The following is a 12600-nucleotide window of genomic DNA, read 5'->3' on the forward strand; positions in this document are numbered from 1 at the left end:
GCGGTGCCGGCGATGTTGGCCACCACGGCACGGCCGTCGTCGACGGTCTTGACCACGTCGGCGCGCAGCTTGTCGACCTTGTCGCGGTCGCGGGCCTTGTCCACGGGGATCTCGGTGGACTTGTAGACGTCCTTACCGGTCTCCTTGTTCAGTACCGGGGTGATGTCGTTGATGGAGTTGGTGCCGGCTTCGGTGGTGCCCATCTCCTCGGCCATGGCGTGTACGTCGATGTTCTTGCCCTGCACGCTCAGCGCGTTGCGGGCGGCGGCGGGGCCGCAGAAGTAGAAGTTGGGCTGGGCTTCGTAGCGGACGTCGAGTTCCCGCTCGCCGTGGCCCTTGCGGTCGGTGGTGACCTGCGCGGCGGCGCGCTCGGCCGGGGTGGCCTGGGCGGCGACGGCGGGGCCGGCGATGCCACCGGCGGTGGCGACGACACCGGCAGCGGTCAGAACGGTCTTGCGCAGCAGAGTGGTAGCCATGATCAGTTGCCTCTCTGTCGGGGGTACGCGGCGATGGGGGATGCCGCGAAGAAAGATCAGGTGGCCCGGTATGTGCGTCGGGCCGGTGGCTCGCTCGGGCGGCCAGGGGGACGGCCTGCTCCGGCGGCTCGGGGATGTAACGACCCGCGCCCCGGGGTCATTCCCGGCGGGCGGTCCTGCGGCCTGCTCGATCGGCGCTGTCGGCCTGCTCGGAGGCCCGGGATGTAACGACCGGCGTCCGGCCTCATTCCCAGCCCGCCCGGGGTGGGGCGGGGTGGTCGGTGGGTGCGGCGCGGTCTGCCATGTACAACGCCCCGCACCCCGCCCCGATTCCAGCCCAGCCGTGGCGCCCACCACCCCGAACCCGGACAATCCACCCAGCGCCCGCCCGGCGTTGATCAAGGAGTTCGTGTCCGACAGACCACCCAGAACAGACACAAACCCCTTGATCACCACCCGAGCGCCCAACCCTCGATCGCGATCTTGCGCTTGCGGCCCTTGAGGTGCCCGATTCGCACCTTTTTCCGGGGCGGCAACTGCAAGATCCCGCAAACTCCTTGGTCGACAACGCGCTTGGTGAGGGGTGTTCGCGGCTCCGGCGGGCGTGAGCTGTCCGTTTTCCGGCGCGCTGCCCTGGCCCTGGGTGTGATCAACTCCAGCTCGCCGAAGTGGTGGTGTCGCGGAGCCTCTGATGCCACCACCTCGCCGAGCTGGAGTCGATCAAGCCGCGGTGCCCCAAGACCTCCCGCAGCAGCGGGCGATCATGAGGTTGGCGGCGGTCTGTGTCCGGTTTGTCGCCGCCAACCTCATGATCGACGAGGGCTGTCCTCCGGGCGGCGGCGCGGGGTGGGGACGGGGGTGGGGGTGGGGGGCCAGGGGATCTCGGGGGAGGGGCGGAAGGTGATGCCGGCGGTGGCCCAGCGCGGGCCGTGGCCGGCGAGGCGGCTACGGAACCGCTGCCAGTCGTGCGTGGCACGCGGTGACCAGCCCAGCTCCGCGACGGCGGGCAGGCGGGGGAAGAGCATGTACTCGACCTCGGCCCGCGTACTCACCGACTCGGTCCACAGCGGCGCCTCCACGCCCAGCACGGCCTCGGCCGGTACGCCCCGCACGTGGGTGCCCGGATCCCACTCGTACGCCCGGCGCACGTCGATGAGACCCGCCCAGTCGTGCCCGATTGGGGTGTCCGGCGCGTACTTCATGTCCAGGTACGCGTGGTTGGCGGGGGAGAGGATCAACCGGGCGCCCCGGCGTACCGCGTCGGCGGTCTCCGGGTCGTCGCCGTTCGTGCCCCACCACTGCAGGACGCGCCCGTCGACGTGCCCGGCCGGGGCGAGCTGGTGCCAGCCGACCACCGTCTTGCCGGTGGCCTGCACCAGTCGCTGCGCCCGTTCCACGAAGGTGCGGTAGCTCTCGGCCGGCACCTTGAACGCCTCGTCGCCGCCGAGGTGCAGCCACGGCCCCGGCGTCAGCGCGGCCACCTCGCCCACCACGTCCGCGACGAAGGCGTACGTCCGCTCGTCGGCGGGGTCGACGTAGCTGAACCCGACCTCGGTGCCGGTGTAGGGCGGTGGCGCGACCTTGCCGGGCGCCAGTTCGGGGTACGCGAGAAGCGCCGCGTTGGTGTGGCCGGGCAGGTCGATCTCGGGCACCACAGTGACGTGCCGGCGGGCCGCGTACGCGACGATTCGCCGGTAGTCGTCGCGGGAGTACCAGCCGCCGGGGCCGCCGCCGACAGCTGTCGCCCCGCCCACCTCGGCGAGCCGGGGCCAGGAGTCGACGGCGATCCGCCAGCCCTGGTCGTCGGTGAGGTGCAGGTGCAGGTGGTTGAGCTTGTACCGGGCCAGGTGGTCGACCACCCGCAGCACGTCCTCGACGGGGAAGAAGTGCCGAGCCACGTCGAGCATGGCGCCCCGGTAGGGGAAACGCGGACGGTCGACGACCGTGCCACCGGGCACTGCCCAGCGGGTGGCGACCGGCGTGGGGCTCTCGATCGCGGCCGGCAGGAGCTGCCGTAGCGTCTGCGCGCCGTGGAACAGGCCGGCCGGGGTGGCGGCGGTGATCCGGACGCCGGTGGCGGTCACGTCGAGGTGGTAGCCCTCGCCCTCGAGCCCGCCGACGGCCGGCCCGCCGGAGCCGTCGTCCGTCGCCCGGGTCCCGGGAGCAGCGGCGGCATCCGGGGCGGACGGGGACAGCGTGAGCGTCAGCGGGCCGTCCTCGCCGGCGGGGGCGTCGGCGACCGGCAGCGGGAAGCCGGTGGCCGGACGCAGCCAGGTGGCGAGCTGCTCGGCCACGTCCCGCCCGGCGGGGCTGACCCGCAGCGCGGCGTCCGCGCTCACTGTGAAGTCGCCCGCCGGGTCCGGGAACACCTGCTCGGGCGCGGGCACCACGTCGTCGAGCCGGACCGGCGCCGGACCGGCGAGAACCTCGGTGGCACGGCCAGCGGCGACACGCGCCAGCTCGGCGGCAGGCGTCGCCACGCCGGGCAGCACTTCACCCGGCGTGCTGGTGGGACGGGTTTCGGTCGGCTCCGGCCCGGTCTCCGGGGCGGTGGGTGTGGTCGGCACGGCGACGGCTCCGAGGGGTGTATTCGCGCGGGATATGGCAAAGGTGAGGATCCGCGGGACGCAGTCAGTCAAGAGTACGAGGGGAAGCGGAATTGCGTGATCGTGCTCGTGGAAGCGTTCCCAACAACCCGTACGAACGCGCATAGTGGCGACCGTTGTGCCGAAAGTCACCGAACGCTCCCAGGTTTCACGAAACTCGCCTAGCCTTCGGCCCACCGACGCTGACGAGCCGGGATTACCGGTGGTCACTCCCGGGGTATGTCCGAACTAAACCTTCGTTAAGTGTCAATGGCGCGCGTTGGAGGCTCTGGTGGAAGCGCAGGAATCGGGCGAGCACAAGTACGTGTACGACTTCGCCGAGGGCAACAAGGATTTGAAGGATCTGCTCGGCGGCAAGGGGGCCAACCTGGCCGAGATGACCAACCTCGGCCTGCCGGTTCCGCCCGGCTTCACGATCACCACCGAGGCCTGCAAGGCGTACCTGACGACCGGGCGTGAGCCCGACGGCCTGGCCGCGCAGATCGAGGCGCACCTGGAGTCCCTGGAGCGCGAGATGGGCCGCCGCCTCGGCGACCCGGACGACCCGCTGCTGGTCTCGGTACGCTCCGGCGCCAAGTTCTCCATGCCCGGCATGATGGAGACCGTCCTCAACGTGGGTCTCAACGACCGCAGCGTGGTCGGCCTCAGCAACCAGGCGGGTGGGAACGACAGGTTCGCCTGGGACTCGTACCGCCGGCTGATCCAGATGTTCGGCAAGACCGTCTGCGAGGTGCCGGGCGAGGAGTTCGAGCACGCGCTGGACGAGATCAAGAGCGCCAAGGGCACCCACAACGACCTCGACCTGGACGCCGACGACCTGCGGGGGCTGGTCGACGCGTACAAGAAGATCTTCGCCAAGCACACCGGCCGCGAGTTCCCGCAGGAGCCGCGCGAGCAGCTCGACCTCGCCATCCGCGCGGTCTTCGACTCGTGGAACGCGGAGCGGGCGATCCTCTACCGCCGCCAGGAGCGCATCCCGGCCGACCTGGGCACCGCCGTCAACGTGGTGGCGATGGTCTTCGGCAACCTCGGCCCCGACTCGGGCACCGGCGTCGCGTTCACCCGCGACCCGGGCAGCGGCGCGCAGGGCATCTACGGCGACTACCTGGCCAACGCCCAGGGCGAGGACGTGGTCGCGGGCATCCGCAACACCGTGCCGTTGCAGGAGCTGGAGCAGCTCGACAAGACCTCCTACGACCAGCTGCTCGGCATCATGGCCCGGCTGGAGGAGCACTACAAGGACCTCTGCGACATCGAGTTCACCATCGAGCGCGGCAAGCTCTGGATGCTGCAGACCCGGGTCGGCAAGCGCACCGCCGCCGCCGCGTTCGTCATCGCCGGGCAGCTCGTCGACGAGGGCCTGATCGACCTGGACGAGGCGCTGCACCGGGTCAACGGCGCGCAGCTCGCCCAGCTGATGTTCCCGCGCTTCCAGCTCGACCACGAGTTCGAGGCGGTCGCCAAGGGCATCGGCGCCTCCCCGGGCGCCGCGTCCGGCAAGGTCGTCTTCACCTCGGCCCGGGCGGTCGAGCTGGCCGCCGAGGGCGAGGCGGTCATCCTGGTCCGCCGGGAGACCAACCCGGACGACCTCAACGGCATGATCGCCGCCAAGGGCATCCTGACCTCCCGGGGCGGCAAGACCAGCCACGCCGCGGTGGTGGCCCGCGGCATGGGCAAGACCTGCGTCTCCGGCGCCGACGAGCTGGACGTGAACGTGCCGGCGAAGAGGTTCACAGTGGGCGACCACGTGGTGAACGAGGGCGACGTGGTCTCGATCGACGGCACCACCGGCAAGGTGTACCTCGGCGAGGTGCCGGTCATGCCGTCCGAGGTGGTGCAGTACTTCGAGGGCGAACTCGACCCGGAGAACACCGACGACGCGCTGGTCCGCTCCGTACACCGGATCATGACGCACGCCGACGCGGCGCGGCGGCTGCGCGTGCGCACGAACGCCGACACCGGCGCGGACGCGGCCCGGGCCCGGCGCTTCGGTGCCGAGGGCATCGGCCTGTGCCGCACCGAGCACATGTTCCTCGGTGACCGGCGCGAGCTGGTCGAGCGGCTCATCCTGGCCTCCGGCGCGCGGGAGCGGGAGGACGCGCTCGCGGCGCTGCTGCCGCTGCAGCGGGCCGACTTCATCGAGATCTTCCGGGAGATGGACGGCCTGCCGGTCACCGTGCGGCTGATCGACCCGCCGCTGCACGAGTTCCTGCCCCCGCTGGAGCAGCTCGCGGTGAACGTCGCGGTCGCGCAGGAGCGCGGTGAGGACGTCGCGAAGGAGGAGGCGCTGCTCGCCGCCGTCCGGCGGATGCACGAGGAGAACCCGATGCTGGGCCTGCGCGGCGTCCGGCTCGGCCTGGTCATCCCGGGCCTGTTCGCCATGCAGGTCCGCGCGATCGCCGAGGCCGCCGTGGCGGTCGTCCGCGACGGCGGCAAGGCCTGCCCGGAGATCATGGTGCCGCTCGTCGGGGCCGTGCAGGAGCTGGAGACGGTACGCGCCGAGGCCGAGCGGATCATCGCCGAGGTGGTCGGGGACAGCGGCGTCGAGGTGCTGATCGGCACGATGATCGAGGTGCCCCGGGCGGCGCTGACCGCCGGGCAGATCGCCGAGGCGGCCGAGTTCTTCTCCTTCGGCACCAACGACCTGACCCAGATGGGCTGGGGCTTCTCTCGCGACGACGTGGAGGGCGCGTTCTTCTGGCGCTACCTGGAGCTGGGCATCTTCGGCATCTCGCCGTTCGAGTCGATCGACACCGACGGCGTCGGCCGGCTGGTCCGCATCGCCGCCGAGGAGGGCCGGGCGGCCCGCCCGGGCCTGAAGCTGGGCGTCTGCGGCGAGCACGGCGGTGACCCGGACTCGGTGCACTTCTTCCACGAGGTCGGCCTGGACTACGTCTCCTGCTCGCCGTTCCGGGTGCCGGTGGCGCGCCTGGAGGCCGGCCGGGCGGCGATCACCACCACCGGCTCCGACTCCCGCTGACGCCGACGCGGGGCCGCCGGTGTTCATCGACGGCCCCGCGTACCGCCTGGCGCGCCTTTCCGGCCTCCTCGGCGTAACCTGAGCTTCCGCCACGTGTCGATCAGGAGGGGTGGGCGCATGACCGCCGTCTGGGAGAACCTGACCATCGACGCCCGGGACCCGTCCCGGCTCGCCAGTTGGTGGGCGGAGGCGCTCGGTTATCAGGTGGTCACCGACAAGCCGGACGAGGTGGAGATCCGCCGCACCCCCGACACGCTGCCCGGTCTCGTCTTCGTCCCGGTCGCCGGGCCGAAGGAGGGGAAGAACCGGCTGCACATCGACCTGCGCCCGGCCGACCTGGAGGCCGAGGTCGAGCGCCTGGTCGACATGGGCGCGCGGCACGTCGACATCGGCCAGGGAGACGTGGAGTGGACGGTGCTCGCCGACCCGGAGGGCAACGAGTTCTGCGTTCTCCGGGGGAAGTGAGCGGCGACGCGGCGCGGCTGGTCGACGAGGCGCCGAAGGACACCGGGTACGGCCGGTCGCCGTTCGAGCGGGACCGTGCCCGGGTGCTGCACTCGGCGGCGTTCCGGCGGCTCGCCGCGAAGACGCAGGTGCACACCGCCGGCACCGACGACTTCCTGCGTACCCGCCTGACCCACTCGCTGGAGGTCGCGCAGATCGCCCGCGAGATGGGCGCCCGCCTCGGCTGCGACCCGGACGTGGTGGACACCGCCGGGCTGGCCCACGACCTGGGCCACCCGCCGTTCGGGCACAACGGCGAGTACGCGCTGGACGAGCTGGCCGCCGCCTGCGGCGGGTTCGAGGGCAACGCGCAGACGCTGCGGGTGCTCACCCGGCTGGAGGCCAAGGTGCTCACAGCGGACGGGCGTTCGGCCGGGCTGAACCTGACCCGGGCCGCGCTGGACGCGGTGAGCAAGTACCCGTGGCCGCGCCGGCCCGGTGAGCGCAAGTTCGGCGTGTACGCCGACGACCGCCCGGTCTTCGACTGGCTGCGCGAGGGCGCGCCGCCCGGCACCCGGCGCTGCCTGGAGGCCCAGGTGATGGACTGGGCCGACGACGTGGCGTACTCGGTGCACGACGTCGAGGACGGCATCCACGGCGGGTACGTCGACCTGCGCCCGCTGCTGGCCGACCCGGACGAACGGCGGGCGCTCTGCGCCGACGTGTCCGCCACGTACTCGGGTGAGGCGCCGGAGGACCTGGGCGAGGTGCTCGCCGACCTGCTCGCCGACCCGGTGCTCGCCCCGCTGGCCGCGTACGACGGCAGCCACCGTGCGCTCGCCGCGCTGAAGGCCACCACGAGCGTGCTCACCGGCCGGTTCGTCTCCCGCGTGGTGGCCGCCACGCAGCAGCGCCACGGTCCCGGCCCGCACCGCCGCTACGCCGCCGACCTGGAGGTGCCGCGCCGGACCCGGGCGCAGTGCGCGCTGCTCAAGGGCATCGCGCTGCGGTACGTGATGCGCCGCCCCGGTGCCGAGGGCCGGTACGCGCGGCAGCGCGACGTCCTGGCCGGGCTGGTGACGGCGCTGCTGGACCGGGCGCCGGACGCGCTCGACCCGGTGTTCGCGCCGTTGTGGCGGGACGCGGCGGACGACGCCGGACGGCTGCGCGTGGTGATCGACCAGGTCGCCTCGCTCACCGATCCGGCCGCGCTGGCCTGGCACGCCCGCCTGGTGTCGCCGAGCTGACCGGATCACCCCGGCGAGCTTAGGTTAGCCTAAGTGGCATGACGGACCGCCCGAAGAAGCTCACCGCCGCCACGGTCGTCCGGACCACGCGGCCCACCCCGCACCTGATCCGCCTGGTCCTGGGCGGTCCCGAGCTGGCCGGGCTGCCGGTGGGCGCGTACACCGACCACTACGTGAAGTTCCTCTTCCCGCCGGCCGGGGTGACCTACCCGTACCCGGTCGACCTGGCGACGATCAAGCGGGAGTTCCCGGCGGAGCAGTGGCCGCGCCTGCGCGCGTACACGGTGCGGGCCTGGGACGCCGCGGCGGGTGAGATGACGGTGGACGTGGTGCACCACGGCGACGAGGGGCTGGCCGGGCCGTGGGCGGCGGCGCTGCGTCCCGGCGACCGGGTGTTGTTCACCGGGCCGGGCGGCGCGTACGCGCCGGACCCGGCCGCCGACTGGCACCTGCTGGCGGGCGACGAGAGCGCGCTGCCGGCCATCGCCGCCGCCCTGGAGCGGCTGCCGGCGGGCGCGCGGGCGAAGGTGTACGTCGAGGTCGGCGGCCCGGCCGACGAGCTGCCCTTGACCAGTGCGGGCGCTGTCGAGGTGTGCTGGCTGCACCGCGACGGCCGCCCGTACGGCGAGCCGCTGGTCGAGGCGGTACGGGCGCTGGAGTTCCCGCCCGGCCGGGTGCACGCGTTCGTGCACGGCGAGGCCGGCGCGGTGAAGGAGCTGCGGCGGCTGCTGCGGGTCGAGCGCGGCGTGCCCCGGGGCGACCTGTCCATCTCCGGCTACTGGCGGCAGGGCCTTGACGACGAGGGCTGGCGCTCCGCCAAGCCGGCCTGGAACGCCGCGGTGGAGGCCGAGGAGGCCACCACCGTCCCCTCCTGACCGCCCTCGCCGCCCGCCGCCCGCCGCCCGCCGCCCCCGCTCCCGACGCCGATCTTGGAGTTGTGGCGCCTCTGATACCGGCGTGAAGCGGGCATCCTGGGCGCCACAACTCCGTGATCGACGGAGGCGGAGTGGGCGTTTCGTCCTACCCGGGCGGCTGCGCTGCCCAGGATGGGGTCATGGGGGAAGACGTGGGGGAGCGGGCCGGGACGCAGCCGGCCGACCGGGTGGTGCTCGGGGTCGGCGTGGCCGGGGTGCTGGCCGTGGTGGCCTGGGGCGTGTTCGCGCGTGGTTCCCTGGCGTCGTTCGGCGCGGCCGGGCTGAGTTGGACCGTGAGCACGTTCGGCTGGTTCTTCGTGCTCGCGGCGGACGCCTTCCTGGTGCTGGCGGTCGTCGTGGCCGCCTCCCGGTTCGGCCGGATCCGGCTGGGCGCCGACGACGACGAGCCGGAGTTCGACACGCTGGCCTGGGTCGCCATGATGTTCAGCGCCGGCATGGGAATCGGCCTGGTGTTCTTCGCCGTGGCCGAACCGATCCAGCACTACGCGACGCCGCCTCCCGCCTCCGGCGTCGCGCCGCAGACCGGGGCCGCCGCCGCGACCGCCATGCAGTACACGCTCTTCCACTGGACGCTGCATCCGTGGGGCATCTACGCGATCGCGGCGCTGGCCCTGGCGTACTCGACGTTCCGCAAGGGGCGGGGCAACCGCATCTCGTCCGCGTTCACGCCGCTGCTCGGCGACCGGACCGACGGCCCGCTCGGCCGCGCGATCGACCTGCTCGCCGTCTTCGCCACCGTGTTCGGCTCCGCGACCAGTCTCGGGCTGGGCGCGCTCCAGGTGGCGGCCGGCCTCGACCTGGTGGCCGGCGTGCCGGACGGCCGGGCCGTCGAGCTGACGATCATCGGCGCGCTCACGCTCGCCTTCGTCGTCTCCGCCTTCTCCGGACTGCACCGGGGCGTCAAGTGGCTGTCCACCACGAACGTGCTGATCGCCGTCGTACTGATGCTGTTCGTGTTCGTGGTCGGTCCGACCGTCTACACGCTGGAGGTGTTGCCGGCCTCGGTCGGTGACTACCTGAGCGGCCTGGTGCGCATGTCGACGCGTACCGGGGCGTTCTCCGATCCGGCCTGGCTGGGCTCGTGGACCATCTTCTACTGGGCGTGGTGGATCTCCTGGGCGCCGTTCGTGGGCACGTTCATCGCCCGCATCTCACGCGGCCGTACGGTCCGCCAGTTCCTGATCGGGGTGCTGCTGATACCCAGCGGCGCGAGCACCGTCTGGTTCGCGGTGATGGGCGGGACCGCCCTGCGTACGCAGACCACCGGCACCCGGGACCTGGTGGCCGACGTGGAAGCCGGGTCCGAGCAGGCGCTGTTCGGGCTGCTCGACGCGCTGCCGCTGGCCACGCTGACGAGCGTGCTCGCCATGGTGCTGATCGCGCTCTACTTCGTCACCAGCGCGGATTCGGCGTCGCTGGTGCTCGGCTCGCTCAGCTCGCGCGGCGCGCTGCGGCCGCACCGCGGGGTGGTGGTGCTCTGGGGCGTGCTGATCGGCGCGGTCGCGGCGGCGTTGCTGCTGGCCGGCGGCCTGGCCGCGCTGCAACAGGCGACCATCCTGGTCGCGTTGCCGTTCGTCGTGGTGATGCTGGGCCTGGCCGTCGCGGTGCTCCGGGAGATGGCCGCCGATCCGGTGCTGCGCGCCGGGCCCCGGCCCCGACGCTCCGGCCTGGCCGCCGCGGTGAACGCGGCCCGGTCGTACGAGGAGGAGGAGCCGGCCCCCGTCACCCGCTGGTTCCACAGTCGGCGCCGCTGAGTGGGGGTACCTCGCCTTGTAGCATAGGTGCTACATTTCGAGGCATGACTGCGGTCGAACTTCCTGGGGCCGTCGCGTCCCCCCGACCGCCCGACGAGGATCTCGTCCTCGACGTGCGGGATCTGCGTATGCGCTACGGCGCCGTCGACGTGCTGCACGGCGTCGACCTGACCGCCCGGCGGGGCGAGGTGGTGGCGCTGCTCGGGCCCAACGGCGCCGGCAAGACCACCACCATCGAGATCCTCGAAGGCTTCCGGCTGCCCTCGGCCGGCACGGTGCGCGTGCTCGGCAGCGACCCGGCCCGCGGCGACGAGCGGTGGCGCGCGCGGCTGGGCGTGGTGCTCCAGTCCTGGCGCGACCACGGCAAGTGGCGGGTACGGGAGCTGCTCGCCCACCTCGGCGACTTCTACGCGCCGTACGGCACCGACCGGATCCCGCGCCCGTGGCCGGTCGACGAGCTGCTGGAGACGGTGGGCCTGACCGCGCACGCCGGCAGCCGGGTGTCGCGGCTCTCCGGCGGTCAGCGCCGCCGGCTGGACGTGGCTGTCGGCATCGTCGGCCGCCCGGAGCTGCTGTTCCTGGACGAGCCCACTGTCGGCTTCGACCCGGCCGCCCGGCGCGAGTTCCACGAACTGGTGCACCGCCTGGCCGACCTGGACGAGACCACGATCGTGCTGACCACGCACGACCTGGCCGAGGCGGAGAAGCTGGCCGACCGCATCCTCATCCTGGCCGGCGGCCGGATCATCGCCGAGGGGTCGCCCGACCAGCTCGCCCGGCGCGTGGCGGGGGACGCCGAGGTGCGCTGGACCCGTGACGGCGAGCGGTACGTGCACGCCACCGCCGACGCCACCGCGTTCCTGCGCGACCTGCTCCGCGAGCACGGCGACCGGATAGGCGAGCTGGAGGTGCGCCGGGCCAGCCTGGAGGACGCGTACCTGGCGCTGGTGCACGAGGAGGAGACCGGCATCCGTACCGGGCGGGCCGAGCGGGTGTGGCAGCAGGAGGCGGACCGATGAACCCGACCACGAACGCGCTACGGGCCGGGCTGCGGCGCGGCGTGATCGAGCTGCGCGCGACGTTCACAAACGGCCAGGATCTCTGGACCTACTTCTTCCCCACCGTGGTGCTGCTGATCGCGGTGTTCTGGATGCGCGGCTCGACGGTGCCGGGCACCGACTTCTCGCTCGGCGCCCGTACGCTGCCCAGCGCGCTCGGGATGGGCCTGCTCTTCGGCGGCCTGCTCGGGCTGGCCAACCAGCTCGTCATCGACCGGGAGGACGGCACGCTGCTGCGCGCCAAGGCCATCCCGGACGRCATGCTCGGCTACCTGGTCGGCAAGATCGTGCTGGTCTCGGCGGTCGCGCTGATCGGCGTGGTCATCCAGCTCACGCCCGGGCTGTTCTTCCTGGACGGGCTGCGGCTCGGCGACCCGGGCGCCTGGCTCACGCTGGCCTGGGTGGTGCCGCTCGGGCTGGTGGCGACGCTGCCGCTGGGCGCGGTGATCGGCTCGCTGATCGAGAACCCGCGCAACATGGGCCTGGTGGTGATGCCGATCTTCGGCCTGATCGCGCTGTCCGGCATCTTCTATCCGATCAACGGCCTGCCCGGCTGGCTCCAGGGCGTCGCCCAGGTGTTCCCGCTCTACTGGCTAGGCTTGGGCATGCGCTCGGCGCTGCTCCCCGGCGACCTGGCAGCAGTCGAACTCGGCGGCTCCTGGCGGCACCTGGAGACGGTCGGCGTGCTCGGCGCCTGGGCGGTGCTCGGGCTCGTGCTGGCCCCGGTGGTGCTGCGCCGGATGGCCCGCCGGGAGTCCGGCTCGCGGGTCGCGGCCCGGCGGGAGCGGGCCATGCAGCGGGTCGGATGAGAGGGCGTCGATGAGCGAGACCGTGCACAACCGGATCGCGGTGCTGCGCGCCGAACGGGGCATCTCCCGGCGGCAGCTCGCCGACGCGCTCGGTGTGCACTACCAGACCGTCGGTTACCTGGAGCGCGGCGAGTTCCGGCCCAGCCTGCACCTGGCGCTGCGCATCGCCGCGTACTTCGAGGTGCCGGTCGAGGTGGTCTTCTCCATCGAGCCGTTCCCGCGTATCGGCGACCCCGCGGCGGCCCGCTCGGCCTGAGCCGGCGGGGACGGGCGTGGTCGGCCACACGCCCG

Annotated in this window: 10 protein-coding genes; 8 read left to right on the top strand and 2 right to left on the bottom strand. The window is 72.8% G+C overall.

Annotation, left to right across the window (positions count from 1 at the left end; genetic code table 11):
• Positions 1–476, bottom strand: a 476-nt coding sequence (locus A8711_RS17880; protein WP_069088856.1) for a C39 family peptidase, incomplete at its 3' end; no start/stop codon positions are given.
• A gap of 806 nt (positions 477–1282) precedes the next feature.
• Positions 1283–3043 (bottom strand): beta-N-acetylhexosaminidase, encoded by a 1761-nt coding sequence (locus A8711_RS17885; protein ID WP_069088857.1) that lies wholly within the window; start codon positions 3041–3043, stop codon positions 1283–1285.
• 310 nt (positions 3044–3353) lie between these two features.
• Here A8711_RS17885 and ppdK point away from each other — a divergent pair, with 310 nt between their 5' ends.
• From ppdK to A8711_RS17925, 8 genes are all read left to right on the top strand, one after another.
• A complete protein-coding gene (gene ppdK / locus A8711_RS17890; protein ID WP_043329053.1) occupies positions 3354–6062 on the top strand; it encodes a pyruvate, phosphate dikinase in 2709 nt (902 codons plus the stop codon).
• A 117-nt stretch (positions 6063–6179) separates the two neighbouring features.
• On the top strand, positions 6180–6527 hold the full coding sequence (locus A8711_RS17895; RefSeq protein ID WP_064448149.1) for a VOC family protein: 348 nt from the start codon (positions 6180–6182) through the stop codon (positions 6525–6527).
• Positions 6524–7753, top strand: coding sequence for a deoxyguanosinetriphosphate triphosphohydrolase (locus tag A8711_RS17900; protein WP_069088858.1), 1230 nt, complete (start codon positions 6524–6526; stop codon positions 7751–7753). Before A8711_RS17895 ends, A8711_RS17900 begins: the two co-directional genes overlap by 4 nt.
• 38 nt (positions 7754–7791) lie before the next feature.
• Positions 7792–8628 carry a siderophore-interacting protein gene (locus A8711_RS17905; protein ID WP_069088859.1) on the top strand — a complete coding sequence of 279 codons (837 nt, stop codon included), beginning with the start codon at positions 7792–7794 and terminating at the stop codon, positions 8626–8628.
• 179 nt (positions 8629–8807) lie between these two features.
• On the top strand, positions 8808–10442 hold the full coding sequence (locus A8711_RS17910; protein ID WP_069088860.1) for a BCCT family transporter: 1635 nt from the start codon (positions 8808–8810) through the stop codon (positions 10440–10442).
• Between the two features lie 44 nt (positions 10443–10486).
• A complete protein-coding gene (locus A8711_RS17915; RefSeq protein WP_064448153.1) occupies positions 10487–11461 on the top strand; it encodes an ABC transporter ATP-binding protein in 975 nt (324 codons plus the stop codon).
• The gene (locus tag A8711_RS17920; protein ID WP_069088861.1) at positions 11458–12309 is read left to right on the top strand and encodes an ABC transporter permease; all 852 of its coding nucleotides are present in this window, start codon (positions 11458–11460) and stop codon (positions 12307–12309) included. The genes A8711_RS17915 and A8711_RS17920 overlap by 4 nt, the downstream gene beginning before the upstream one ends.
• Positions 12310–12319: 10 nt before the next feature.
• The gene (locus A8711_RS17925) at positions 12320–12565 is read left to right on the top strand and encodes a helix-turn-helix transcriptional regulator (RefSeq protein ID WP_013287928.1); all 246 of its coding nucleotides are present in this window, start codon (positions 12320–12322) and stop codon (positions 12563–12565) included.
• Positions 12566–12600: the final 35 nt, after the last annotated feature.

The sequence above is a fragment of the Micromonospora sp. II genome (assembly GCF_001709195.1).
GTDB classification, from domain to species: domain Bacteria; phylum Actinomycetota; class Actinomycetes; order Mycobacteriales; family Micromonosporaceae; genus Micromonospora; species Micromonospora chalcea.

What these genes read in the sequence shown, in the direction of transcription:
- A8711_RS17910 (WP_069088860.1), top strand. Translation starts at nt 8,808, where the DNA reads ATGGGGGAAGACGTGGGGGAGCGGGCCGGGACGCAGCCGGCCGACCGG.
- A8711_RS17895 (WP_064448149.1), top strand. Translation starts at nt 6,180, where the DNA reads ATGACCGCCGTCTGGGAGAACCTGACCATCGACGCCCGGGACCCGTCC.
- A8711_RS17905 (WP_069088859.1), top strand. Translation starts at nt 7,792, where the DNA reads ATGACGGACCGCCCGAAGAAGCTCACCGCCGCCACGGTCGTCCGGACC.
- A8711_RS17925 (WP_013287928.1), top strand. Translation starts at nt 12,320, where the DNA reads ATGAGCGAGACCGTGCACAACCGGATCGCGGTGCTGCGCGCCGAACGG.
- A8711_RS17915 (WP_064448153.1), top strand. Translation starts at nt 10,487, where the DNA reads ATGACTGCGGTCGAACTTCCTGGGGCCGTCGCGTCCCCCCGACCGCCC.